Annotated in this window: 24 protein-coding genes and 1 pseudogene; 15 read left to right on the top strand and 10 right to left on the bottom strand. The window is 66.4% G+C overall.

Annotated features, from left to right (window positions below; genetic code table 11):
• Positions 1-249: 249 nt before the first annotated feature.
• The 3 genes from AWC27_RS11065 to AWC27_RS11055 are packed head-to-tail and all read left to right on the top strand — an operon-like array spanning position 250 to position 2,357.
• Positions 250-561, top strand: a complete 312-nt coding sequence (locus AWC27_RS11065; RefSeq protein ID WP_245846993.1) for an SRPBCC family protein — start codon at positions 250-252, stop codon at positions 559-561.
• 20 nt (positions 562-581) lie between these two features.
• On the top strand, positions 582-1,463 hold the full coding sequence (locus AWC27_RS11060) for a class II glutamine amidotransferase (RefSeq protein WP_085670530.1): 882 nt from the start codon (positions 582-584) through the stop codon (positions 1,461-1,463).
• Between the two features lie 24 nt (positions 1,464-1,487).
• Positions 1,488-2,357, top strand: a complete 870-nt coding sequence (locus tag AWC27_RS11055; RefSeq protein WP_085670550.1) for a patatin-like phospholipase family protein — start codon at positions 1,488-1,490, stop codon at positions 2,355-2,357.
• A 43-nt stretch (positions 2,358-2,400) separates the two neighbouring features.
• Here the strand turns inward: AWC27_RS11055 and AWC27_RS11050 are convergent, their stop codons facing one another.
• On the bottom strand, positions 2,401-3,780 hold the full coding sequence (locus AWC27_RS11050) for an aminotransferase class I/II-fold pyridoxal phosphate-dependent enzyme (RefSeq protein ID WP_211281604.1): 1,380 nt from the start codon (positions 3,778-3,780) through the stop codon (positions 2,401-2,403).
• Between the two features lie 273 nt (positions 3,781-4,053).
• Here AWC27_RS11050 and AWC27_RS11045 point away from each other — a divergent pair, with 273 nt between their 5' ends.
• Positions 4,054-4,431, top strand: a complete 378-nt coding sequence (locus tag AWC27_RS11045; protein ID WP_085670529.1) for a hypothetical protein — start codon at positions 4,054-4,056, stop codon at positions 4,429-4,431.
• Positions 4,432-4,543: 112 nt separating this feature from the next.
• Here the strand turns inward: AWC27_RS11045 and AWC27_RS11040 are convergent, their stop codons facing one another.
• Together AWC27_RS11040 and AWC27_RS11035 are read right to left on the bottom strand one after the other, a co-directional pair.
• A complete protein-coding gene (locus AWC27_RS11040) occupies positions 4,544-5,689 on the bottom strand; it encodes a patatin-like phospholipase family protein (protein WP_085670549.1) in 1,146 nt (381 codons plus the stop codon).
• A gap of 80 nt (positions 5,690-5,769) precedes the next feature.
• Positions 5,770-6,204: a lipoprotein LpqV gene (locus AWC27_RS11035; RefSeq protein ID WP_085670528.1), complete on the bottom strand. Its 435-nt coding sequence runs from the start codon at positions 6,202-6,204 to the stop codon at positions 5,770-5,772.
• 118 nt (positions 6,205-6,322) lie between these two features.
• On the opposite strand from AWC27_RS11035, the gene AWC27_RS11030 reads away from it, so the two are divergent.
• Together AWC27_RS11030 and AWC27_RS11025 are read left to right on the top strand one after the other, a co-directional pair.
• Positions 6,323-6,907, top strand: coding sequence for a cysteine dioxygenase (locus AWC27_RS11030; RefSeq protein WP_085670527.1), 585 nt, complete (start codon positions 6,323-6,325; stop codon positions 6,905-6,907).
• Complete coding sequence (locus AWC27_RS11025; RefSeq protein WP_085670526.1) at positions 6,907-7,290, top strand: rhodanese-like domain-containing protein; 384 nt, start codon at positions 6,907-6,909, stop codon at positions 7,288-7,290. The genes AWC27_RS11030 and AWC27_RS11025 overlap by 1 nt, the downstream gene beginning before the upstream one ends.
• Here AWC27_RS11025 and AWC27_RS11020 read toward each other — a convergent pair whose 3' ends face one another.
• From AWC27_RS11020 to AWC27_RS11010, 3 genes are read right to left on the bottom strand one after another with little or no spacing between them, the layout of a single operon-like run.
• The gene (locus AWC27_RS11020; protein WP_085670525.1) at positions 7,291-9,039 is read right to left on the bottom strand and encodes an alpha/beta hydrolase; all 1,749 of its coding nucleotides are present in this window, start codon (positions 9,037-9,039) and stop codon (positions 7,291-7,293) included.
• Positions 9,036-9,815: an enoyl-CoA hydratase gene (locus tag AWC27_RS11015; RefSeq protein WP_085670524.1), complete on the bottom strand. Its 780-nt coding sequence runs from the start codon at positions 9,813-9,815 to the stop codon at positions 9,036-9,038. Before AWC27_RS11015 ends, AWC27_RS11020 begins: the two co-directional genes overlap by 4 nt.
• Positions 9,816-9,827: 12 nt before the next feature.
• Complete coding sequence (locus AWC27_RS11010) at positions 9,828-10,886, bottom strand: enoyl-CoA hydratase/isomerase family protein (RefSeq protein ID WP_085670523.1); 1,059 nt, start codon at positions 10,884-10,886, stop codon at positions 9,828-9,830.
• Between the two features lie 235 nt (positions 10,887-11,121).
• Here AWC27_RS11010 and AWC27_RS11005 point away from each other — a divergent pair, with 235 nt between their 5' ends.
• Positions 11,122-11,961 carry a Bax inhibitor-1/YccA family protein gene (locus AWC27_RS11005; RefSeq protein ID WP_085670522.1) on the top strand — a complete coding sequence of 280 codons (840 nt, stop codon included), beginning with the start codon at positions 11,122-11,124 and terminating at the stop codon, positions 11,959-11,961.
• A gap of 177 nt (positions 11,962-12,138) precedes the next feature.
• Here the strand turns inward: AWC27_RS11005 and AWC27_RS11000 are convergent, their stop codons facing one another.
• Together AWC27_RS11000 and AWC27_RS10995 are read right to left on the bottom strand one after the other, a co-directional pair.
• On the bottom strand, positions 12,139-13,356 hold the full coding sequence (locus tag AWC27_RS11000; protein ID WP_085670521.1) for an acetyl-CoA C-acetyltransferase: 1,218 nt from the start codon (positions 13,354-13,356) through the stop codon (positions 12,139-12,141).
• Positions 13,357-13,394: 38 nt separating this feature from the next.
• On the bottom strand, positions 13,395-14,384 hold the full coding sequence (locus tag AWC27_RS10995; RefSeq protein ID WP_139836909.1) for an SGNH/GDSL hydrolase family protein: 990 nt from the start codon (positions 14,382-14,384) through the stop codon (positions 13,395-13,397).
• A gap of 244 nt (positions 14,385-14,628) precedes the next feature.
• On the opposite strand from AWC27_RS10995, the gene AWC27_RS10990 reads away from it, so the two are divergent.
• The 4 genes and pseudogenes from AWC27_RS10990 to AWC27_RS10975 all read left to right on the top strand — a co-directional run bounded on the left by AWC27_RS10990 (position 14,629) and on the right by AWC27_RS10975 (position 19,045).
• The gene (locus AWC27_RS10990) at positions 14,629-15,696 is read left to right on the top strand and encodes an alpha/beta hydrolase fold domain-containing protein (protein ID WP_085670519.1); all 1,068 of its coding nucleotides are present in this window, start codon (positions 14,629-14,631) and stop codon (positions 15,694-15,696) included.
• A gap of 59 nt (positions 15,697-15,755) precedes the next feature.
• Complete coding sequence (locus AWC27_RS10985) at positions 15,756-17,150, top strand: cystathionine beta-synthase (RefSeq protein WP_085670518.1); 1,395 nt, start codon at positions 15,756-15,758, stop codon at positions 17,148-17,150.
• A gap of 93 nt (positions 17,151-17,243) precedes the next feature.
• Positions 17,244-17,803: pseudogene (locus AWC27_RS10980) on the top strand (RDD family protein); the annotation flags it as partial.
• Positions 17,804-17,875: 72 nt separating this feature from the next.
• Positions 17,876-19,045, top strand: a complete 1,170-nt coding sequence (locus AWC27_RS10975; RefSeq protein ID WP_085670516.1) for a cystathionine gamma-synthase — start codon at positions 17,876-17,878, stop codon at positions 19,043-19,045.
• 72 nt (positions 19,046-19,117) lie between these two features.
• On the opposite strand, the gene greA is transcribed toward AWC27_RS10975, so the two are convergent.
• Complete coding sequence (gene greA / locus AWC27_RS10970; protein WP_083114507.1) at positions 19,118-19,612, bottom strand: transcription elongation factor GreA; 495 nt, start codon at positions 19,610-19,612, stop codon at positions 19,118-19,120.
• Positions 19,613-19,834: 222 nt separating this feature from the next.
• The gene (locus AWC27_RS10965; RefSeq protein ID WP_085670515.1) at positions 19,835-20,269 is read right to left on the bottom strand and encodes a DUF4307 domain-containing protein; all 435 of its coding nucleotides are present in this window, start codon (positions 20,267-20,269) and stop codon (positions 19,835-19,837) included.
• A gap of 101 nt (positions 20,270-20,370) precedes the next feature.
• Here AWC27_RS10965 and mca point away from each other — a divergent pair, with 101 nt between their 5' ends.
• The 4 genes from mca to AWC27_RS30960 all read left to right on the top strand — a co-directional run bounded on the left by mca (position 20,371) and on the right by AWC27_RS30960 (position 23,807).
• Complete coding sequence (mca, locus tag AWC27_RS10960) at positions 20,371-21,243, top strand: mycothiol conjugate amidase Mca (RefSeq protein ID WP_085670514.1); 873 nt, start codon at positions 20,371-20,373, stop codon at positions 21,241-21,243.
• Positions 21,240-21,533: a hypothetical protein gene (locus AWC27_RS10955; RefSeq protein WP_085670513.1), complete on the top strand. Its 294-nt coding sequence runs from the start codon at positions 21,240-21,242 to the stop codon at positions 21,531-21,533. The genes mca and AWC27_RS10955 overlap by 4 nt, the downstream gene beginning before the upstream one ends.
• Positions 21,520-23,547, top strand: coding sequence for a thioredoxin domain-containing protein (locus AWC27_RS10950; protein WP_085670512.1), 2,028 nt, complete (start codon positions 21,520-21,522; stop codon positions 23,545-23,547). Before AWC27_RS10955 ends, AWC27_RS10950 begins: the two co-directional genes overlap by 14 nt.
• A gap of 104 nt (positions 23,548-23,651) precedes the next feature.
• Positions 23,652-23,807, top strand: a complete 156-nt coding sequence (locus AWC27_RS30960; RefSeq protein WP_169726756.1) for a hypothetical protein — start codon at positions 23,652-23,654, stop codon at positions 23,805-23,807.
• The last annotated feature ends 2 nt before the right edge of the window (positions 23,808-23,809 follow it).

Below are 23,809 nucleotides of genomic sequence, written 5' to 3'. Positions count from 1 at the left end.
CTGGTCAACGCCGCGCGGTAACGGGGCCACCAGCAGATTCCAGGATCCTGCAAGGATTGCGCACCGCCGGTTGGGCAACGTGTGCCGGCATGGCGCAGTGACTCATAGTCGAACAATCGCTGGTCATACCCGTAGGTGTCGAGGAGGCGTTCGAAAGAACCCTGCCGGCATCGATTCCCGCGATCTTCGGTAACTGGCACGGGCCGCTCCCGCCGGTTAAGCAGGTCCTCGGCCAGGACGGCGAATGGGGTGCGGTGGGACAGACCCGCACCCTGCGGATGGCGGGGTGGCAGCGTACGCGAAGAACTGATCAGCGTGGAGCCGCCGAAGTCGTTCGGCGATCGGCTCACCGACATCAAAGGCCCCTTGGCGCAACTGATTTCGACTCTCAAGGGCGCCTTCGTCTTCCTCTCGGTTAACGGGGCGACCGAGGTCACCTGGCGCTGGACCATCCAGCCCAAGTACGCGGTGTCCGCGCAGGTGCTGCCGATGTTCGCACTGCCGTGGGAAGGCTACGCGCGCAAGGCGCTGCGGGAACTGTCCGGCTTGTTGTCGGTCTGAGCTTCGCTAGCGTCGACATCATGTGTCGACTCTTTGGTCTGCATGCGGGGACCGACGCCGTCAAGGCGACGTTCTGGCTGCTGGACGCCCCGGACAGCCTGGCCGAACAAAGCCGCAGGAACCCCGATGGCACCGGCCTGGGCGTCTTTGACGAGCACGGCCGGCCGCAGCTGCACAAAGAACCGTTAGCGGCCTGGCGAGACCCGTGTTTTGCCACCGAAGCCCACGAACTGACCGGCACCACCTTCATCGCCCACGTCCGCTATGCCACCACCGGCGCCCTCGATGTGCACAACACCCATCCGTTCCTGCAGGACGGCCGTATCTTCGCGCACAACGGCGTGCTCGAAGGGCTGGATGTCATCGACGAACGATTGCGCGAGGTCGGCACCGACGACTTGGTTCTGGGTCAGACCGATTCCGAGCGAGTTTTCGCGTTGATCACCGCGTCGATCCGTGCCCACGGCGGCGACGCGACGGCCGGTCTGGTCGACGCGGTGCGCTGGCTCGCCGCCAACGTGCCGATCTATGCCGTCAACATCCTGCTCAGCACGGCCACCCAGATGTGGGCGCTGCGGTATCCGCAGACCCACGAGCTCTTTCTGCTGGACCGGCGGCGTGACGGGATGCCCGAATTCGACTTGACCACCAAGCGAATCCACGCCCGCTCGGAATGGTTGCGGGAGCGCTCGGCCGTGGTGTTGGCCACCGAGCCGATGGATGACGACCCCCGTTGGTGTCTGCTGGCTCCCGGGGAGCTGGTCCACGTCGACGCCGGGCTGCAGGTCAACCGCAGCGTGGTGCTGCTCGACCCGCCCCGGCGACTGCTGCGCCGCGACGAGCTCAGCAACCCGGTGGAGCGCGCGCAGCACGCGCTGCCGGGCACTCGCCGGCTGCCCTGAGCCGGGCTGGCAGAGTGGGTGGACGTGACCACCCGACGTGCACTTGTCCTGGCCGGCGGAGGAATTGCCGGAATCGCCTGGGAGACAGGCGTTCTGCTTGGCATCGCCGACGAGTTGCCGATGGCGGCCCGGCTGCTGCTGGACTCCGACGTGCTGGTCGGAACATCGGCAGGGGCGACGGTCGCGGCACAGATCAGCAGCGGCCAAACGCTGGAAGCGCTGTTCGAGCGGCAGCTCGCCGAGACGTCGGCGGAGATCGATCCCGGGGTCGACATCGAGGCCATCACCGAGCTGTTTCTGGCGGCGCTGCGTGAGCCGCGTACTGCGGGCCTGGACCGGATGCAGGGACGACTGCAACGCATCGGTGCGGTCGCACTGCAAACCGAGACCGTTCCCGAGCCCGTCCGGCGCGCCGTGATCGCTCAGCGCTTGCCGTCGCATGACTGGCCGCAGCGGCCGCTGCGGCTCACCGCGATCGACACTGAAACGGGCGAATTCGTTGTGTTCAGCCAAGATTCGGGTGTGGAGCTGGTCGACGCGGTGGCGGCGAGTTGCGCGGTGCCGGGCGCGTGGCCGCCGGTGACCATCGCGGGCCGGCGCTACATGGACGGCGGCGTCAACAGCTCAGTCAACATCGCCGTCGCCGACGACTGCGACACGGCCGTGGTGCTGGTGCCCGCGGGCGCGGACACACCGTCACCGTTCGGCGCCGGCCCGGCCGCCGAGATCGAGGCATTCGCCGGCACGACATTGGCGGTGTTCGCCGACGACGACTCGTTGGCGGCATTCGGGCCCAACCCACTGGACCCGTACTGCCGGGTGAATTCGGCGCGGGCCGGACGCCGGCAGGGCCGCCGGGAAGCCGCAGCTGTCGCCCGGTTCCTTGGTATTTGAAGGTGTCTGAACCGTTCGGGGATCAGCTCGAAGCCATCGGCACTTAAGCCGACTGCGCCCGAGTGAGGTTGCTTTGTTCGATGCAGGCATGCCGATGGGCTGCGGCGATGCCGCGGACGGCGGCCAGGACGTCGTCGTCGTTGTGATTGGCCATCACCTGCAGCCGGAAGCGCGCCTGACCCCTGGCCACCGCGGGGAACTCGACAAGATTGGCGGCCACTCCATGGGCGTGCAATTGCCGGCTCACCAGTCTCGCGATCGATTCGGTGCCCATCTTGACGCAGACGATGGGAGAGGGCGCGCCGTAGACGTCGAAGCCGGCATCGGTGAGGTGCCCGCGCAGCAACTGGATGTTGGCCATCAGCTTTTGCCGCAGCTCGTCGCCGGCGGCGCTGTCCACTATCTCGAACGCCTTGAGAACAATGGCGGCCTGGATAGGTGAAAGCGCGTTGGAAAAAGTGTTGGGCGACGCATAGAAACGCAGGTATTCAGTCACCGAGCGATGCTTTGCGACGACAAAACCACCGTTTGACGCGAAAGTCTTGGAGAAGGAGCCCATCACCAGGTCGACCTTGCCCACCATGGACTGCAGCCCCAGCTGCCCGCGGCCGCCCGGGCCCAGCGCGCCGAGGTCATGTGCGACGTCGACAACCAGCGTCGCGCCGAATTCGTGCGCGAGTTGCTGTAGGCCGGCGATATCGGGAGTGTCCGAGTCCATCGAAAACAGTGCCTCGGTCACCATCATGATGCCGTTGGCCCGGTCGGTCGCCCGGATCGCGGCCAGCTGCTCCCTGGCGGAGTCGAGGTCGTTGTGGGCGAACAAATGGATGTTGCGGGTCGCGGCCTGGGCGCCTTCCTGCAGGCAGGCGTGGGCAAGGGCGTCCATGACGATGTGATCGTCGGGCCGCACCAGGCCCTTGATCACCCCGAAGCCGGCGGCCCAGCCGGTGGGGAAGAGGCTGACCTGTTCGGCGCCAAGGAAATCCGCGATCTTGCGTTCCAGGGCGAGCGAGACCGACGTGTTGCCGAGAAGAGCCGGAGACCCCGCACTGTGCACGCCGTACTCTTCGATCGCCGCGCTCGCCGCGGCTTTGACTTCTGGGTGTCCGGACAGCGATAGGTAGTCCTGCGACGCGAAGTTGACGCCGTCCATTCTTCTGCCGGCGTCGTCATAGACGGTGGCAAAGGTCCTGGGGCCGGCTTCGGTCGATCGCCCGTACGGCCACAGGCATTGCTCGCGCCGCAGGTCTTGCCATTGGTAGAAGTGACTGATTCGCTCAAGAATGCTGTCGCCGCTCAGTTGCCGGAAATCTCGCATGCTCCCGTCCAGGGCTGCCGGATCTGTTGGCGTCGCGGCTTGGCTCGTGGTTCGTTCAGCAGTCGCAGGCTCGCCTGCGTCGGTGATGTCCGATATGAGGGTCACTTGCACTCCTTTGCGCTCTTCGGATGTCCCCGTAGGGCCGGTAGATTATGAACCAATCCTTGAATATTTCTTGAATTCCCGGGCGCTTTTTATTGTATTTGTTGAATTTGCACAGCCGCTTGTACAGGCTCATCTTATGTGCTGTAATACGCTATAACCACGTAATTACAGCCGGGTAATACTTGGGCGTTTAAGTTGACCTGCACTAATGAACGACAACGTTTACGATGCCCGCATTCGACGGGCCTTTGTGTTCGAGAAGGAGATGTCGTGATGACGCTAGGGTTCGATGTGCACAGTGCCCAAGTCGATGGCCGGACAAACCCCTTGCTGCGACCGCCGACGGGGCACTCGACCGCCGCGGCGCCGCCGGCACCACGGCCGCCATCGGCCGTGCCGCCGCAGTCGCGACCCGCCCCTGTCACAGATCTGACCAAGGTCTCGATCTATCTTGACGAGCCAACGGACACCTTTCTCGAGACGGTGCGCACCGCCGCCCGCTTCGCCAAGCCGCGCGTGGACGCTACGCGCAGTGCCGTTGTGCGATTGGCGCTCAATCGTTTGGCCGAGCAGCTCCACCCCACCGATCTCATCGCCGAGTTACAGCGCAACGCCGCCAATCACACCGGGCCGGGCCGCAAGCGCGGCTGACAATCGGCAATGCTTTTTCCTGACTGGTGTCAAGTCCGGAATTAGGCAATAAGCGGGTTGCTTATATGCCGATTGAATGGCGTTGTCGCCATTCTTGTACGCCTGTTTGTGTTCAGCCCTCAAGGGCCGGCGGAGCGGGTTTGTGGGCGTCGGCTTGTAGGTCCGCCTCGAGTGCGTCCAATGCGCGGCCGGCCAGCTCGCGGCCCTTGGCGATCACCTCGGCGGCGCGGTGGAATTCCAGGCTCCGGCACGTCGTGCGGGGCACCTCGATCAGCAGGTCCGCCGGGTAAGCCGCCAGCGTGTGGCGCGCCAGCGCGGATTGGGCGATGTCGATCGTCCGGTTCATCACCTCGAAGCTGCCCATCTTGGGCAGCTCCGGCTCGACGGGAGCGTCGAAGGATGCGCCGGGCCCGCCATCGACGGTGTCAGGCTCGCGCTCGGCGTCGTCGGCCCAGGAATGGGCTTCGGGACCCGCGTCTGGACTCGCGTCCGGACCCGCTTCTGGACCTGCTTCTGGCAACGTGGCCCCGAACCGGCTCAGCACGGCGCGCGCGGCCGGGCGGTCCAGCAGCGACCGCGCGGCGCTGGCGTCGAACAGTGCAGAAGTGCTGCGCACCATGCGGTTCAGCCATTCGGCCGTGGCACCTTGTTCTACCTCGCGACTGCCGCCGGCTTCGCTGCCGTTGAGGCTCACCGCGATCGTCAGGTCGGCGTTGACCGCTGCGATCGGCGCCATCGGCAGCGGATCGAGAATGCCGCCGTCGGCCAGCAGGCGCCCGCCGATTTCGTGCGGCGCGATGACACCCGGTATCGCGATGGATGCCCGGATGGCCTCATCCAGCGGGCCACGCTGAAACCACACCGACTTGCCCGCGAGCAGATCGGTCGCCACCGCCGTGTACGGGATGGCGAGGTCCTCGATGTCGACCGGGCCCAGGATGTCGCGCACGGCGTCCAGAATCTTCTCCGCCCGCAGCACTCCGGCCGCAGTGATGGACGGATCCAGCAGGCGCAGGATGGTGCGCTGCGTCAAAGACTGCGCCCAGTCGGCCAGCTCGTCGAGTCGTCCGGCCGCCTGCACCCCGCCGACCACGGCACCCATCGACGAGCCGGCGATTCCCACGATCTCGTAGCCGCGTTCCCGCAGCGTCTGAATCACCCCGATATGGGCATAACCACGGGCGCCACCGCTGCCCAGCGCCAGCGCGACACGAGTCGCCGACGAGGTGCGCGCGCGCACCGGTAGGGGTCCAGACATTCCTTCATTCTGCGCGGCCAGACGTGCCGGCCAGGCACCGGCCGACAATTTTGTGCAGCCCTGATCTCAATTGCGGACCGCTAGCCGCAGCCGTGATCGGCGGCCGCCGCCGCGGCGACGATCACCGCCGATTGTCGCGCCGGGGTCAGGTCCGCCCACCGGGTGTTCCAGCTGCCCGCAACGCCGGAAGCCGACCCCTGAACCATCGCCAGATAGGGCTCGACGAGGGGCTGGCCGGTGTCGGGCTGGGCGTCCATCCACACCCTGGCGGCATGGCAGGCCTGGAAATACTCCTCCTCGGTGGAATCCGCCGGAACGTCGACCCTGGTCGTCACCCCGGCCGGCGAGATGCCGACGGCGCCGGGCGGCAGCGAACCCGCGTGGCTCGACGACTGCGCCGGGGACGTGGTGGCCGTCCGATGACCGCCGCTGTGCGAACACCCCGCGACGGCCGCCAGACATGCCGCCGCCGCGACCAATCCCCATCGCAGGGAGGCAGCACGGCGCCGGCGCACACTGCCAATCTATGCAACACTTTCCTCCGTGATGGAGCGCATCGGATTTTGCGAGTGTTGTCGGCCCTGAACCGCCGCCGCTTGCCCTGTCCGTTTCCGACTCCTTGGAGCTCCTTGCATGGCCATGCCACTTGTCACGCCAACCATCGCCGCGCCCGCGCCGGGGCCTACCCGGTTTAGGGTCCCCGATCTGCTGCACGCCACCGACCAAGCCGCCGACGATGTCCTCAGCGGACGTTGCGACCACCTGCTGCCACAGGGTGGGGTGCCCGACGCCGAGCGCTGGTTCACCCGCATCTACGGCGACGACGAAGTCGACATCTGGCTGATCAGCTGGGTGCCCGGTCACGCGACCGAGCTGCACGACCACGGCGGGTCCCTGGGCGCGCTGACCGTGCTGTCCGGTTCACTCAACGAATTCCGTTGGGACGGAAGGCGATTGCGCCGCCGTCGGCTCGACGCCGGTGATCAGGCCGGGTTCCCGCTGGGCTGGGTGCACGACGTGGTGTGGGCGCCGCGGCCCGCGGACCGGCCGGTCGCCACGTCCAGGGTCGCGGGGTGGTCCGTCGGCTCGGTCGAACCGACGCTGAGCGTGCACGCCTATTCGCCGCCGCTGACCGCGATGTCTTATTACGAAGTCACCGACCGGAACACGCTGCGCCGCCGGCGCACCGAATTGACCGATCAACCCGAAGGGCCGTAATGAGCCGGATCGACCAGGTGCTCGACGCCGCCCGAAAGCGGTATCACCGGCTACCCGCGGATCGAGTGCCCGAGGCGGTGCGCCGGGGTGCGGTGCTGGTCGACATCCGGCCCCAGGCGCAGCGTGCGCGCGAAGGCGAGGTGCCCGGGGCGCTGCTGATCGAACGCAACGTTCTGGAATGGCGGTGTGACCCGACCAGCGACGCCAGGCTGCCCGAGGCCGTCGGCGACGACGTCGAGTGGGTGATCCTGTGTTCGGAGGGCTACACGTCCAGCTTGGCCGCCGCGGCGCTGCTGGATCTGGGGCTACGCCGTTCCACTGACGTCGTGGGCGGCTATCACGCGCTGGCCGCCGCCGGGGTGCTGGCCGAGCTATCCGGCTGACTATCCAGAGTTCTCGCCGGGTGAGCCCAGTGGCTTCGTGCTGGCGTGTAGTAGCGGCCGCAGCTTCTCGGTCTTCTCCTGCGTCCAGCCCGGCGGCGCCAGCACGGCGGCCCACCCGTCGGCGATGTCCTCGACGTAATGGTGTCCGTGCCCGGACGGCACGTCGACGGCCACCGCCATGTCGGCCGAGACTTGCAGGAAGGTCACCACCGGGATCCATTCCGTCTGGGGAAGTACGTCATAGCCACGCGTTTCTCGCAGCCAGTCCGGTTTGCTGAACAGCAGGTCGGGACTCCACCAGGCAATCGGGTCGGAGGCGTGCTGCAAATACACCACCCGCGGTCGGCCCCACTGGGCATCTGGGCGCTGCACGTCACTGGGCCGCGCAATGAATCGAACATTGTGGCCGTCGTCGTAGATGGGCAGCCACTGCGGCGAACCCGGATCGCGTGTCGAGGTCAGGTCCGTCCAGATGGTGTTGTTGAACGTCGGCCCGCTGAACAACGCCCCGTCGGTGCGGGCCAGCACGTTGTTGAGGCTCATGAACGGCGCCTCGCCACCGAACGAGCCCAGGCTCTCGCCGAACACGACGAGCTTTGGGCGCTTGAATTCCGGCATCTGGCGGATCAGTTTGTCGACGGCCTCGAACAGGGCCTGGCCGGCGTGGCGGGCGTTTTCCTTGTCCACCAGGAACGACAGCCAGCTGGGCAGGAACGAGTACTGCATGCTCACGACCGCGGTGTTGCCGTTGTACATGTATTCCAGCGCCGAGGCTTCCGCCTCGTTGATCCAGCCGGTTCCAGTGGTCGTCCCCACCGCGACGACGGCGCGTTGCAGGCCACCGGTGCGCTCGAGCTCGCGCGCTGCGAGCTCGGCCGTCGCGGTGATGTCGTCGGCCGACTTCAACCCGGCGTAAGCGCGGATCGGCTCGGTAGCCGGGGCTCCGTTGAACGCGCTGAGTTCGCGGACGCTCGGCCCGCCCTCCACGAAGATCCGGCCCTGATGTCCCAGCGATTCCCAGGACACCAGCGATTGCGGGCCACCGGATCGCAGCGGGGTTTTGGGTGGCGCGGAGTCGGGGTCCATCTCGTTGTTGACTGCGGCGAAGGTGCCGTTCATCGAGCGCATCGCGAACTTGAGGACCACACCGTTGAGCAGGGTGATCGTCAGTGTCACCAACAGCACCACCACGATGGTCGCCGAAAGGCGGAACGGCGCAATGCGGTCGACCTGCCGCACCAGAAAGCCGACCAGCCAGCGGATGAACTGGCCGATTTCGACGAGCGTGAATAGCACCACCAGCGACAGGCCCGCCGCCAGCGGGTAGTCGTACCACTCCAGGTGCTCGACGCCCATCAGATCGCGCACGTCGTCTTGCCAGAGGTGGAACCAAATCGCCATCAGTACCTGACCCACGGCGCCGACTGCGATCAGCACCAACCATGCCCAGCGCGGGGCCTGCGGGCTGGAAGCTCGCGAGAGCATGTAACGGTTCAGCCAGACGGCAAAGACGCCGAAGCCGTAGCCGATGGCGCCGGAGATGCCGCTGACCAGACCCTGGTACAGCGGGCCGCGCGGCAGCAACGACGGCGTCATCGAAAACCACACGAAGACAAGGCCAACCGCGGTCCCGGTGAACGTATAGTGCCGCACCCACCACGGCTTGCGAGTCCGCGTGCGGGGTTCGGGCTCGACTGCCGCGTCAGCGGATTCTTCGGTGGCAGTCGTGGTCGCCGCCGGCTCGGTCATCGGTGGGTGAAGTTGGGCGGTCGCTTCTCGATGAACGCCGCCATTCCTTCGGACTGGTCAGCTGTCGCGAAAGTCGAATGGAAAAGCCGTCTTTCGTAGAGGAGCCCTTCGGCGAGCGTGGATTCGAAGGCCCGGTTGACGGCCTCCTTGGCCATCCGGGCCGCCGACCGCGACATCTGGGCAATGGTGGTGGCGACGGCCTTTGCCTCGCTGAGTAATTCGTCTGCGGGCACCACCCGCGAAACCAGGCCGCTGCGCTCGGCCTCGGCGGCGCCGATGGTGCGACCGGTCAGGATGAGGTCCATGGCCTTGGCCTTACCGATGGCCCGGGTGAGGCGCTGCGAGCCGCCCATGCCCGGCAGCACACCGAGCTTGATCTCCGGCTGCCCGAATTTCGCGGTGTCCGCGGCGATCAGCACGTCGCACATCATCGCCAGCTCGCACCCGCCGCCCAGCGCGTGCCCGGCCACCGCGGCGATCGTCGGGGTACGCACCGCGGCCAGCTTGCTCCAGGGCGCGAAGAAGTCGGCGCCGAACGCGTCGGCGAATGACAGGCCGGACATCTCCTTGATGTCGGCGCCCGCGGCGAACGCCTTGGCCGATCCGGTGATGATGATCGCGCCGATTCCCGGGTCATCGTCGAATTCTGCTGCGGCAGAGGTGACTTCGTTCATCACCTGAGTGTTGAGCGCGTTGAGGGCCTGCGGCCGGTTCAGCGTGATGGTGCCGACTCGCTGGTCGCGATCGACCAGGATGGTTTCGTACTCGGTTGTCACCGAACCGCCCTTCTAGAAGCTCAAGTCGTCGTCGACCGGTGCGAAGTACGCCGTGACGTCGGCCACGGTGACCTCGGTCAGTGCGGCCGGCGACCATTTCGGATTGCGATCTTTGTCGACCAATTGCGCACGGATACCCTCGACCAGATCGTGGGAGCGCAGCGATGCCGACGACACTCGGTAGTCCTGCACCAGAACATCTTCCAGCGTTTCCATCTTGGCTGCGCGGCGCACCGCCTCCAGGGTCACCATCAGCGAGATGGGCGAGCGGGTGGCGATCACGTCGGCGGCGTCGTTCGCCGCTCCGGAGTCATGGGCGCGCAGCGCGGTCAGAATGTCGATGACGGTGTCGCCGGCATAGCATTCGTCGATCCAGTCACGTTGGGCGGCAAGCTCACTCGGCGGGGGCTCGATCGCGTGGTGGGCCAGCGCGCTCTCCACCCCGTCGGCGGCGATCGCCGCGGTGAAGGCGTCGAGCGCGGCGTGCGGCACGTAATGGTCGGCGAACCCCAGCGCGATGGCGTCGGCACCGGAGAACGGCGCTCCGGTCAGGGCGGCGTGCAAGCCGAGCGCCCCGGGTGCCCGGGACAGCAGGTACACCCCGCCGACGTCGGGGACGAACCCGATCCCGACTTCGGGCATCGCCACCTTGGAGGTATCGGTGACCACCCGGGTATTGGCGTGCGCGCTCACGCCGACGCCGCCGCCCATCACGATGCCGTCCATTACTGCCACATACGGCTTGGCGAAGCGGCCGATCTGGCCGTTGAGCAGATACTCGTCGCGCCAGAACCGCCGCGCCTCGACGCCGTCCTTGCGGGCGCTGTGATAGACCGCCACCACGTCGCCACCTGCGCACAGGCCGCGCTCCCCGGCGCCGGTGAGAACCACCGCGCGTATAGCGTCGTCGCGTTCCCAGCGGTGCAGCACCGTGCTGAGGGTGTCCACCATGTTCTGGTTCAGCGAGTTGATCGCCTTGGGACGGTTCAGTGTCACAAACCCAACGCCGGCGTCGACGCGGGTTAAGACTTCATCGGTTTCCCCGGTGACTGCGCCAACGTCCTCGGTCACGTGCTAGCTCCCCTCGCCGGAATCGGTCGTCGTAGCTGCATGAGTTTGACCAGCAATCTAGATCGTGACTCGCTCAGCGGTCCCCGCGGGGCTAAGGTTTACGAGGGACAATCGAGAAAGCAGCAGCTCCGCCGGGAACCCAGGCGGACCACTTGATCGTTGAGCAGGTATTCGCACAGCTCGAAGCTGTAGCCGTAGTTGGAGCCATTAAGAAGCCATAGGAGAGGAACCGACGGTGCGGGAGACAAGCAACCCGGTATTTCGTTCGCTGCCCAAGCAGCGCGGCGGATACGCGCAATTCGGTGCGGGAGCGTACCCAGCCGACCCGTACCAGCCCTACCAGGGCTACCAGGAAGCTGGTACGGCCCGGGCTTCGCGCCCGCTGACCATCGACGATGTCGTCACCAAGACCGGCCTGACGCTGGCCATGCTGACGGGCACGGCGGTCGTTTCCTACTTCCTGGTCGCAAGCAATCTCGCTCTCGCGATGCCGCTGACCATGGTCGGCGCGCTGGGCGGCCTGGCGCTGGTGCTGATCGCGACCTTCGGCCGCAAGCAGGACAACCCCGCGATCGTGCTGAGCTACGCCGCGCTCGAGGGTCTGTTCCTGGGCGCCATCTCATTCGTTCTGGCCAACTTCTCGGTGGGCTCGGCCAACGCCGGGATGCTCATCGGTGAGGCCGTCCTGGGCACACTTGGCGTGTTCTTCGGAATGCTGGTCGTCTACAAGACCGGGGCCATCCGCGTCACCCCGAGGTTCACCCGGATGCTGGTGGCCGCGATGTTCGGCGTGCTGATCCTGATGCTGGGCAACTTCGTGCTGGCGATGTTCCACGTCGGCGGCGGCGAAGGTCTCGGCCTGCGCAGCCCCGGGCCGCTGGGCATCATCTTCTCGCTGGTCTGCATCGGCATTGCGGCGTTCAGCTTCCTGATCGATTTCGACGCCGCTGACCAGATGATCCGCGCCGGCGCGCCGGAGAAGGCGGCATGGGGTATCGCCCTGGGCCTGACCGTGACTCTGGTGTGGCTGTACATCGAGATCTTGCGGCTGCTCAGTTATCTGCAGAACGACTAGTCTCGCTCGACGAAAAAAGCCGGCACTTGCGTGCCGGCTTTTTTCGTGCCCATTCGCCTGTGTCGACCTCGCGAGCGTCTACCCGCATCGAATGTGTACCTGCGGCGGGCTGCATCGGCGTGTCGCCGCCCTGGACGCACTCTGATTGACCGCAAGGGGGTTGACCGGAAGGACGACCTAGCTGAGTCGCTCGATGATCATCGCCATGCCCTGGCCGCCGCCGACACACATGGTTTCCAGGCCGAACGTCTTGTCGTGTGTGGTGAGGTTGTTGAGCAGCGTGGTGGCGATCCGCGCGCCGGTCATGCCGAACGGATGGCCCAGGGCGATCGCGCCGCCCGCGACGTTCAGCTTGTCCTCGTCGATGCCCAGCTCGCGGGCTGAGCCCAGAACCTGGACTGCGAACGCCTCGTTGATCTCGAAGAGGTCGATGTCGCTGATCGACAGGCCGGCGTTGGCCAGCGCCTTCTTGGACGCCTCGATCGGCCCCAAACCCATGATCTCCGGGGACAGGCCGCTGACGCCGGTGGACACGATGCGGGCCAGCGGTGTCAGGCCGAGCTCCTTGGCCTTGGTGTCGCTGGTGATCACCAACGCGGCCGCGCCGTCGTTGAGGGGGCAGGCGTTGCCTGCGGTCACCGTGCCGTTGGGCCGAAACACCGGCTTGAGGTCGGCGACCTTTTCGTAAGTGGTTCCGGCCCGCGGGCCGTCGTCGGTGCTGACGGTGCTGCCGTCGGGCAGGGTCACCGGGGTGATCTCGCGTTCGAAGAACCCGCTGTTGATCGCTTCCTCGGCCCGGTTCTGGCTGCGAACTCCCCAGTGGTCCTGGTCCTCGCGGGTGATACCGGTCAAGATGGCGACGTTCTCGGCCGTCTGGCCCATCGCGATGTAGACGTCGGGGACGTTGTCGTCGGCGCGGGGATCGTGCCATTCGTCGGCGCCCGCGGCCGCGGCGGTGGTGCGTTCCTGGGCCTCGTCGAAAAGCGGGTTCTTGGTGTCCGGCCATGAGTCGGAATTGCCCTTGCCGAACCGGGACACCGTCTCGACGCCGGCGGAGATGAAAGCGTCGCCCTCGCCGGCCTTGATCGCGTGGAACGCCATCCGCGTGCTCTGCAGCGACGACGAGCAGTAGCGGTTGACCGTGGTGCCCGGCAGGAAGTCGTAGCCCAGCGCCACGGCGACGATGCGGCCGATATTGAAGCCGGACTCACCGCCGGGCAGTCCGCAGCCCATGATCAGATCGTCGATCTGGTGTGGGTTGAGCGCCGGTACCTTGTCGAGCGCGGCGCGCACCATTTGGACGGCCAGGTCATCGGGACGCATGTTGATCAGCGACCCCTTCATGGCGCGGCCGATCGGCGAGCGAGTGGCTGAGACGATGACGGCTTCGGGCATGGCGGGCTCCCTCCATTGGGGTATGGCAGAAGCCGAATCTAACCCGACGGCGATGCGGCCCGAGTAGCGGCCCGGTCGGACCCAGCCGCGGCCACCGGGGTGGTATGCCGGGCCGCGCGGTCCCAAAGTCGCGACACGACGATGCGCCGCTTGCGGCTGGCTTCGAGCGCGGCTGCGGCCGACGGTGCCGGTACCTGAAGCGTTGGAATGCCGAGCTTTTCACTCAGCGCATCGCGCAGGGTGGCTAGCAGCGTGTCAGCGGCCAGGGCATACGCGGCGGCCGATGGGTGGTAGCGGTCGGCGGAGAACATCAGCTCGGGCGTGGCCCGGAACCTAGGACCCAGCAGGTGACCCAGCGGCACCGGCACGCCACCGGCCGCCCGGACCGCGGCCGTCTGTGCGCGGGCCAACTGAACTCCGCGGGTGTGCGCCAGGGAGCGCAGCGGTTGCGGAATCGCGGTGATGGCACCCAGGTCTGGGCAGGTGCCCACGACCACCACCGCCCCGCGAGCGCGCAACTTGCGCACCGAGGCGGCCAGCCGTTGCGCCGACGGCCCGACGCCGTTGAGTCGAGTGATGTCATTGGCGCCGATCATTATCAGTGCCGCGTCCGGCGGCGGGCCGGCCACGAACATCGCGTCTACTTGCCCGACAACGCCTTTCGAGGTGGCCCCGACAATGGCCTTGGTGCTCAGCCGAATACGCATACCGGTCAGGTCGGCTAGCCCGCGGGCGATGATGACGCCGGGTACTTCTTCGGCGGTGGTGCAGCCATAACCGGTGGCCGTCGAGTCGCCGAAGATCATCAGGTGCAGGTCCACGGCCATGCCGCGATACCAGCGCCGCGGCGGGCCCCCGCCACGGCGGTATACGCCGTCGGCGCGGGGCGGGGCGTCGAAGGATTTGGGAATCACCGTGCGCGCATGTGTCGCCTGGCCGACCAGCAGGTTGCGTGCGCCCAGATAGGCCGTTCCCGTCGAGGCGAGCGCACCCGCTGTAGCCAAGGCAACTGTCGAACGCCGTGGCACGCGCATGCTCACAACAATCAGTTTAGGTCGGCTTCGCTGTTTGCGTGGGCGGCTGAACAAAGACGCAATCACGTTGTGGATCAATTGTGATATCGAATCGGCCTCGTTGGATGTTGCCCCTGGAATAAGCTGTCAAGCTAAGTCGGCGGGGTTGGCTGAGCGCCCGGGGGAGTACCTGAACTTCGACGCCAGTCGCTTCGTTTACATGCTGTATCGGACTACAACGGCGTAGGAAGTGTTGAGCATGACTGCACCTAGCAAGGTATCCGGTTCGCCGAGAGATGCTATTCGCCCGCGCGAGTTGCTGAAGGCACGTAGACTCGAGGCACGTAGATTTGCCATCAGCGACGGCGCTCCGGTCGAGGTCGTCGAGTCTGGGCCGAGCGTTGCTGCGCGGTTAGCTACGTTGGCGTCGCGGCTGACCATCCGGCCGATTCTGGCGATTGGCAGCCACGCCCCGCACCTGCCCTACCCGTGGGGGCTCATCGACCATGCGGCGCGCGCCCTGCTTCCGGCGTCAACCACGGTTCGAGCCGAGGTGAGCTTGCCAAATGCGTCGGCTCAGCTGGTTCGCGCGCCGGGTGTGCTGCCCGCCGACGGCACCCGCCGGGTGATCCTCTATCTGCACGGCGGTGCCTTTCTCACGTGTGGGGCAAACTCCCACGGCCGCCTGGTCGAATTGCTATCGAAGTTTGCTGATTCGCCCATCCTCGTGGTCAATTATCGGCTGATGCCCAAGCATTCGATCGGGATGGCGCTCGACGACTGCCACGACGGCTACGGGTGGCTGCGGCTGTTGGGCTACGAACCGGAGCAGATCGTGCTGGCCGGCGATTCGGCCGGCGGGTATCTGGCGCTCGCGCTTGCGCAGCGGCTACAGCGCGAAGGTGAGGAGCTCGCGGCTCTTGTAGCGATCTCGCCACTGCTGCAGCTAGCAAAGGAAGCCAAGCAATCGCATCCCAACATCAAGACCGACGCGATGTTCCCCGCGCGAGCCTTCGATGCGCTCGGCGCATTAGTTGCTAGCGCGGCCGCCAAGAACAAAACCGACGGCAAGCCCGAGGAGGTCTACGAGCCCCTGGAGCACATCGAGCCGGGCCTGCCGCGGACGCTGATCCACGTCTCGGGGTCGGAGGTGTTGCTGCACGACGCACAGCTGGCCGCGGCCAGACTCGCGGCCGCCGGGGTTCCGGCCGAGGTGCGTATCTGGCCGGGACAAGTGCACGACTTTCAGGTCGTCGGGCCGATGGTGCCCGAGGCGGTGCGCTCGCTGCGCCAGATCGGGGAGTACATCCGGGAAGCGACTGGCTGAGCCGCGATTGGCCCGCACGCGGGTGTGCGGGGTCCGAAATCGCCTGACACCATAGGCGCATGCGGATTGCGCAGCACATCAGTGACCTCATCGGCGGTACTCCACTGGTTCGACTGAACTCCGTCGTGCCCGAGCGGGCCGGCATCGTGGCGGTCAAGGTCGAATATCTCAACCCCGGCGGCAGTTCCAAGGACCGGATCGCGGTGAAGATGATCGACGCCGCCGAGGCCAGCGGCCAGCTGAAGCCCGGCGGCACCATCGTCGAACCCACTTCGGGCAACACCGGCGTCGGGCTGGCCCTGGTCGCACAGCACCGCGGGTACAAGTGTGTGTTCGTCTGCCCGGACAAGGTCAGTGAGGACAAGCGAAATGTGTTGCGCGCCTATGGCGCCGAGGTAGTCGTATGCCCGACTGCGGTGCCGCCCGACGACCCGGACAGCTACTACAGCGTGTCCGATCGGTTGGTCCGCGAAATCGACGGCGCCTGGAAACCCGACCAGTACGCCAACCCGCAGGGACCGGCCAGCCACTACGCCACCACCGGCCCGGAGATATGGGCCGACACCGACGGCAAGGTCACCCATTTCGTCGCCGGCATCGGCACCGGCGGCACGATCACCGGCGCGGGCCGCTACCTCAAAGAGGTATCCGGTGGGAAGGTGCAAGTTGTCGGCGCCGACCCGGAGGGATCGGTGTATTCGGGTGGCACCGGCCGGCCCTATCTGGTCGAGGGCGTCGGTGAAGACTTCTGGCCCGCGGCCTACGACCCGTCGGTGCCCGACCAGATCATCGCGGTGTCCGATTCAGACTCCTTCGACATGACCAGAAGGCTGGCGCGTGAGGAAGCCATGCTGGTCGGCGGGTCGTGCGGCATGGCGGTGGTGGCCGCCCTCAAAGTCGCCGAAGAAGCGGGACCGGAGGCGCTGATCGTGGTGTTGCTCCCGGACGGCGGCCGCGGCTACATGTCCAAGATCTTCAACGACGCGTGGATGTCCTCGTACGGATTCCTGCGCAGCCGGCTCGACGGCTCCACCGCGCAGCCCACGGTCGGCGATGTATTGCGCCGCAAGTCCGGAAAGCTGCCCGACCTGGTGCACACCCATCCGTCAGAGACCGTGCGCGACGCCATCGGGATCCTGCGCGAATACGGGGTCTCCCAGATGCCGGTCGTCGGCGCCGAGCCACCGGTGATGGCGGGCGAGGTGGCCGGCAGCGTCTCGGAACGCGAACTGCTCTCGGCCGTCTTCGAGGGGCGCGCCAACTTGGCCGACGCGGTGTCCGCGCACATGAGTCCACCGCTGCGGATGATCGGCGCCGGCGAGTTGGTCGGTGCCGCCGGCAAAGCGCTGCGTGACTGGGACGCGTTGATGGTGGTCGAGGAAGGCAAACCGGTCGGGGTGATTACCCGGTACGACTTGTTGGGCTTCTTGTCGGAAGGAACGCAGCGACGCTAGCCGACACTCCGCTGCCCAACCCCCGATCTCAGGTACGGTGATTCGGCCTAGATCAGCTATTCCTGAGTTGGAAGGTTGCGCATGACCGATCAGCCGCCGCCCGGCGGGGCTACCCGCCGCCGCCGCCGTCGGCCGGCGGGTATGCCCCGCCTCCGCCCGGACCGGCGATCCGCGAACTGCCGGCGGACTCTTATACCCCGTGGATCACCCGGGTACTCGCGTTCGCCATCGACTATGCGCCGGTGGTCGTCGTCTACGGCATCGCGTGGGTGATCGCAATGGTCACCCAGCAGCAGCAGTGCGTAACCAGCGTGAACCAGTACGACGTAGCCCAGTACTGCTATTCGCAGGACTCGATCATCGGTGTGCTGGCCCAAGGGCTGGCATCGCTGGCGATCCTGGCCTACTGGATCTGGAACTACGGCTATCGGCAGGGCACCACGGGATCGAGCATCGGCAAGTCGATCCTGAAGTTCAAGGTGGTCAGTGAAACCACCGGACAGCCCCTGGGCTTCGGAATGTCCGTGGTCCGGCAGCTGGCCCACTTCGTCGACGCGATCATCTGCTACGTCGGTTTCCTGTGGCCGCTGTGGGACGCCAAGCGCCAGACGCTGGCCGACAAGATCATGACGACGGTCTGCTTGCCGCTTTAGCACGCAAACGCCGGGATGCACCCTGGTCGCCGATCGGCGGCCAGGGTGCATTCGCTATTAGGCTGGTCGTCGATGAGCGCGTCAGACCGCAAGGGACACCACGCAATTTCGGGCCTGGCCACCCGAGCCATTCACGCGGGCTATCGCCCGGACCCGGCTACGGGTGCCGTCAACGCCCCGATCTACGCCAGCAGTACCTTTGCGCAGGACGGTGTCGGGGGTCTGCGCGGCGGCTTCGAGTACGCGCGCACCGGCAATCCGACCCGGGCCGCATTGGAAGCCACGCTGGCAGCGGTGGAAGAGGGAACCTTCGGGCGTGCGTTCAGTTCCGGGATGGCCGCCACCGACTGTGCCCTGCGAGCCATCCTGCGGCCCGGAGATCATGTGGTCATTCCCGACGACGCGTACGGCGGCACGTTCCGCTTGATCGACAAGGTGTTCACCCAATGGGGTGTCGCATACACGCCGGTGCGGCTGGCCGATGTGGACGCGGTGCGCGCCGCGATCACCCCGCGCACCAGGCTGATCTGGGTGGAGACGCCGACCAACCCGCTGCTGTCGATCGCCGACATCGGCGCACTTGCGCAGCTGGGTGCTGAAAAATCGGCAAAAGTGTTGGTGGACAACACCTTTGCTTCACCGGCACTACAACAGCCGTTGACGCTGGGCGCCGATATCGTGCTGCACTCGACCACCAAGTACATCGGCGGCCACTCCGATGTGGTGGGCGGTGCATTGGTCACCAACGACGAAGAACTCGATCAAGCCTTCGCGTTCCTGCAGAACGGGGCCGGCGCAGTGCCCGGCCCGTTCGACGCGTACCTGACCATGCGGGGCTTGAAGACATTGGTGGTGCGGATGCAGCGGCACAGCGAAAACGCTGCTGCGGTAGCCGAATTCCTGGCCGAACATGCGGCGGTGAACACGGTGCTGTATCCCGGTCTGCCGACTCATCCCGGCCATCAGGTTGCCGCGCGGCAGATGCGTGGCTTCGGTGGCATGGTGTCGGTCCGGATGCGCGGCGGGCGACAGGCCGCCCAAAAGCTGTGTGCGACGACCGAGGTTTTCATCCTGGCCGAGTCGCTGGGCGGGGTCGAGTCGCTGATCGAGCATCCCAGCGCCATGACGCATGCGTCGACGGCCGGTTCGCAACTAGAGGTGCCTGACGATCTGGTGCGGCTCTCGGTCGGCATCGAGGACGTCGCAGATCTGCTCGCCGATCTCGAGCAGGCGCTCGGCTAAGGCCGCCGACCGTGAACGGCACGACGCGACACGCCGTCGCGCCGTCGTGGGATTCAGATTCGGCGCAGGGGATTAGGAGTGGTACGGCTCCGCGCTGACCAGCGTGACCTTGACGGTGTTGCCGTTGGGCACGGTGTAGCTGCGGGTCTCGCCGACCTTGGCGTCGATCAGGGCGCCGCCCAGCGGTGAGTTCGGCGAGTAGACCTCGAGCTTGCCGTCGTTGACGCCCTCCTGGCGGGTGGCGATGAGGAACGTTTCGCTGTCCGACTTGTCGCCGTTGTAGTAGACCTTCACCACCGAGCCGGGCAGCGCGACACCGGACTGCTTGGGCGCCTCGCCGACCTTGGCGTTGTTGAGCAGGTCCTGCAGCTGGCGGATGCGGGCCTCCTGCTGACCCTGCTCCTCGCGCGCGGCGTGGTATCCGCCGTTCTCGCGGAGGTCGCCCTCCTCGCGCCGGTCGTTGATCTCCGCGGCGATGACGGGACGATTCGCGATCAGCTGGTCGAGCTCCGCCTTGAGTCGGTCATGTGACTCCTGGGTCAACCAGGTCACCTGAGTATCCGTCATCTCGTCGTGCTCCTTGTGTCTCGGTTTCGCGTATTCGCGCAAGTTTTTGATCCCGCCTCCGCGGGTGTTTCGGGTCCCCACCCCGGGTGCTGCCACTCCGTTCTTCTCACGGCCATTAATGCAGCAATACACGGTCCCGGTCAGGACCGTGCATTCACCTATGTTACCACTGCGCAAACGATGGATGACTGACATATTTGCAGTTGGCGCGTTTTTAGGCGGTCAAGATGAACGCAAATAAGCGGGTACGTCTGTGCCGCAGCCATATACGTCAGCCAGCACCGGCGGTTGCGAGGACTTGAGCGTTGTCGTCACTTGCACCGTCGCCTGTCCCGACGGTGGAACCAGCAGCTCGCGCCGGCCGGTCTCGCTGCCGTCCTTGGCCCGGACCCGCACGATGCAGTGCACCGGACGGGACGGGTCGGCACGCGTCACGGTGATCGTCACCGACGCCGTCTCGCCGTCGATGATCTGGTAGCCGGCCAGCGAGCCGCTGACGGGGCTGGTGCCGATCCGGTGATAGCCGACGACGGCGATCGCAATTCCGGCCACCACGACCAGAACCGCGAGCCCGATGGCGACCCGGCGCCGCGTCTTGCCGGACAGTCGCGCCCTGCCGTAGCGGGCTTCCGGACGCTCTATGGGAGGTTGTGTCACGCCTGCTGTCATGCCCTGGTTAGTTGTGAGGTCTGGGGGAACTGGAATTATAGGGGGGGCATGCACAGACTGGGGGCGACCACCGGACAGACAGGGGGCACGTGAGCGAACTGCGGTTGATGGCGGTGCACGCCCACCCTGACGACGAGTCCAGCAAGGGTGCGGCGACCCTGGCCCGTTATGCCGATGAGGGCCATCGCGTGCAGGTGGTGACCCTGACCGGCGGCGAGCGCGGCGAAATTCTCAACCCGGCGATGGATCTGCCCGACGTGCATGGACACATCCACGAGATCCGGCGCGACGAGATGGCCAGAGCGGCGGAGATCCTCGGTGTCGAGCACAGCTGGCTGGGCTTCATCGACTCCGGCCTGCCCAAGGGCGACCCACCGCCTCCGCTGCCCGACGGTTGCTTCGCGCTGGTGCCGTTGGAGGAGTCCACCGAAGCTCTGGTGCGGGCGGTCCGCGAGTTCCGGCCGCATGTGATGATCACCTACGACGAGCACGGCGGCTACCCGCACCCCGACCACATTCGCTGCCACCAGGTGTCCGTCGGCGCCTACGAGGGGGCCGGCGACTACCGCCTGTTTCCCGACGCAGGCGAACCGTGGACGGTGTCCAAGTTGTACTACGTCCACGGCTTCCTGCGGGAACGGATGCAATTGCTGCAGAACGAGTTCATCAAGCGCGGCCAGGAAGGCCCGTTCGGGAAATGGCTGGAGCACTGGCTTCCCCAGCACGACCCCTATGCAACGCGCGTGACGACGCGCGTGGAGTGCGCGGCCTACTTCGGCCGTCGCGACGATGCCCTGCGCGCCCACGCCACTCAGATCGACCCGAATGCCGAGTTCTTCGCCGCGCCGCTGTCCTGGCAGGAGGAGCTGTGGCCGACCGAGGAATTCGAGCTGGCCCGCTCGCGCGTCCCGATCAAACTGCCCGAGGCTGAACTGTTCGCCGGGATCGAGCCGGGCGAATGACCCACCTTTTGCTCAGCGTGATTGCTGAGGGTCCGCACAACAACGGTCCGGATTTCGGCAAGGCCAGCCCGATCGGGCTACTCGTCGTGGTGCTGCTGGTGATTGCGACGTTGTTCCTGCTGCGGTCGATGAACCGGCAACTCAAAAAGGTCCCCGAGTCATTCGACCGCCAGCACCCCGAGCCGGATCAGGCCGCCGACGAGGGAACCGATGCGGTCGACGGGGAGGTTCCAGATCCTGAGCGCAATGGATCCACCCCGCCACCGGGTCGCGCTCATGAACCCGACTGATCCGTCCGGGACCAACACGCTCACACTGGCCACCAGCCCGTATCTGCGCCAGCATGCTGACAACCCGGTGCACTGGCAGCAGTGGACGCCGCAGGCGCTTGCCGACGCGGTCGCCCGCGATGTGCCGATCCTGCTGTCCGTGGGCTACGCGGCCTGCCACTGGTGCCATGTCATGGCGCACGAATCGTTCGAGGACGACGAGGTGGCCGCGGCGATGAACGCCGACTTCGTCTGCATCAAAGTCGACCGCGAGGAACGGCCGGACATCGACTCGGTCTACATGAATGCCACTGTCGCGCTGACCGGGCAGGGCGGCTGGCCGATGACATGCTTCCTGACTCCCGACGGCAGGCCCTTCTACTGCGGTACGTACTACCCGAAAGACAGCTTCCTGCAATTACTTTCGGTGATATCGGAGACTTGGCGACAGCGCCGCGGTGAGGTCGAGGAGGCATCCGACCATATCGCGGGGGAGCTGCGCTCGATGGGATCCGGGCTGCCCGAGGGCGGTGCGGACGTGGCACCGGGGCTGTGTGACCACGCCGTCGCAACCGTGCTGGGCGATGAGGACACCAGCTACGGCGGCTTCGGCGCGCGGGCCGGTTCCGAGCCGAAGTTCCCGCCGTCGGCCCTGCTGGAGGCACTGCTGCGCCACTATGAACGCACCGGATCGCAGGCGGCCCTGGACGCCGTCGCACGCACCGGCAACGCCATGGCCCGTGGCGGGATCTACGACCAACTTGCCGGTGGCTTTGCCCGGTATAGCGTCGACAAGGCTTGGGTGGTACCGCATTTCGAGAAGATGCTGTACGACAACGCGCTGCTGCTGCGCGCCTACGCGCACTGGGCCCGGCGCACCGCAGATCCGCTGGCCCGCCGCGTCACCGCCGAGACGGCGCGGTTTCTGCTCGAGGAGTTTCGCGCAAAAGCAGAAGCCGACGTGTTCGCCTCGTCGCTGGACGCCGATGCCGACGGCCGCGAAGGGTCGACCTACGTGTGGACGCCGGCGCAATTGACCGAGGTGCTCGGCTTCGATGACGGACGTTGGGCGGCAACGGTTTTCGGCGTTACCGAAACCGGCACCTTCGAACACGGGACGTCGGTGCTGCAATTTCCGGCCGATCCCGACGACGCGGCGCGTCTGGAACGGGTGCGCAATGAGTTGCTCGCGGCCCGGGGCACCCGGATCCAGCCCGGGCGCGACGACAAGATCGTCACCTCCTGGAACGGGTTGGCGATCACCGCGCTGGCCGAGGCCAGCGTGGCGTTGGGCGAACCCGAGTTGGCACACGCCGCACAGCGCTGCGCCGGCAAGCTGTTGGACCGGCACATCGTCGACGGCCGGTTGCGCCGCGCCAGCCTCGGCGGGGTCGTTGGCCAGAGCGCGGCCATTCTGGAGGACCACGCGGCACTGGCGACCGGACTGCTGGCGCTCTACCAGCTGACCGCCGATCAGGCCTGGCTGACTGCGGCCACCGGGCTGTTGGACACCGCGGTCAAGCACTTCGGTGACCCGCACCGCCCCGGCCGCTGGTTCGACACCGCCGACGACGCCGAACAGTTGATGCTGCGGCCCGCCGACCCGCTGGACGGCGCTACGCCGTCAGGCGCCTCGCTGCTCGCCGAGGCGCTGCTAACTGCGGCGCACGTCGTCGACGCCCGCCGTGCCGAGCGGTATCTGCAACTGGCTGGGTACACGCTGCGCACTCACGCGGTGCTGCTGGCGCGCGCGCCCCGCTCGGCCGGGCACTGGCTGGCCGTGGCCGAAGCCGCAGTGCGCGGACCGCTGCAGATTGCGGTCGCCTGTGACGGCCCGGAGTCAACGCTGCTGGCCGAGGCGCGTCGGCTGGCGCCCGGCGGGGCGATTGTCGTTGGGGGGCAAGTGAATTCGTCGCCGCTGCTGGCCGGACGGGATCGGGTGGGTGGTGCCGATGCCGCATACGTGTGCCGTGGCCGGGTTTGCGATCTCCCGGTGACCAGCACGGCCGAACTCGCGACCGCGCTGACTCTTTGAATTCCGATCTCTAAATATCGGACTCATTATGCGCTTAGCGCTTTTAGACTGACCGGCACCACAGAATAGTCACAGTTTTTCGTATCTATACACAATAGTATCTATTGGCTACAGTCTTCGCCAAAGCCATTCGTGATGGCCATGACCTCACCGAGGAGGTGAAAGTGGTGGAGGAAATCAAAGAAGCCCGCGAGGGATTCGAGATTCAGATCGAGGAAATCTCGCGGGAGTCGGTTCTTACCCAGGCCATTCCCTACTGATC

Origin of the sequence: Mycobacterium szulgai, from assembly GCF_002116635.1 — a bacterium.
GTDB lineage: Bacteria > Actinomycetota > Actinomycetes > Mycobacteriales > Mycobacteriaceae > Mycobacterium > Mycobacterium szulgai.
Note: the sequence above shows the minus strand (reverse complement) of the source record. Positions and strands in the feature narration are given on the sequence as shown.

Bases quoted from the DNA above. Each gene is read 5' to 3' on its own strand.
- AWC27_RS11025 (WP_085670526.1), top strand. From the start codon at position 6,907: ATGAGCCGGATCGACCAGGTGCTCGACGCCGCCCGAAAGCGGTATCAC.
- AWC27_RS10990 (WP_085670519.1), top strand. From the start codon at position 14,629: ATGACTGCACCTAGCAAGGTATCCGGTTCGCCGAGAGATGCTATTCGC.
- AWC27_RS10985 (WP_085670518.1), top strand. From the start codon at position 15,756: ATGCGGATTGCGCAGCACATCAGTGACCTCATCGGCGGTACTCCACTG.
- AWC27_RS11000 (WP_085670521.1), bottom strand. From the start codon at position 13,356: ATGCCCGAAGCCGTCATCGTCTCAGCCACTCGCTCGCCGATCGGCCGC.
- AWC27_RS11020 (WP_085670525.1), bottom strand. From the start codon at position 9,039: ATGACCGAGCCGGCGGCGACCACGACTGCCACCGAAGAATCCGCTGAC.
- AWC27_RS10955 (WP_085670513.1), top strand. From the start codon at position 21,240: ATGACCCACCTTTTGCTCAGCGTGATTGCTGAGGGTCCGCACAACAAC.
- AWC27_RS11045 (WP_085670529.1), top strand. From the start codon at position 4,054: ATGACGCTAGGGTTCGATGTGCACAGTGCCCAAGTCGATGGCCGGACA.
- greA (WP_083114507.1), bottom strand. From the start codon at position 19,612: ATGACGGATACTCAGGTGACCTGGTTGACCCAGGAGTCACATGACCGA.
- AWC27_RS11060 (WP_085670530.1), top strand. From the start codon at position 582: ATGTGTCGACTCTTTGGTCTGCATGCGGGGACCGACGCCGTCAAGGCG.
- AWC27_RS10950 (WP_085670512.1), top strand. From the start codon at position 21,520: ATGAACCCGACTGATCCGTCCGGGACCAACACGCTCACACTGGCCACC.
- AWC27_RS10975 (WP_085670516.1), top strand. From the start codon at position 17,876: ATGAGCGCGTCAGACCGCAAGGGACACCACGCAATTTCGGGCCTGGCC.
- AWC27_RS11030 (WP_085670527.1), top strand. From the start codon at position 6,323: ATGGCCATGCCACTTGTCACGCCAACCATCGCCGCGCCCGCGCCGGGG.
- AWC27_RS11040 (WP_085670549.1), bottom strand. From the start codon at position 5,689: ATGTCTGGACCCCTACCGGTGCGCGCGCGCACCTCGTCGGCGACTCGT.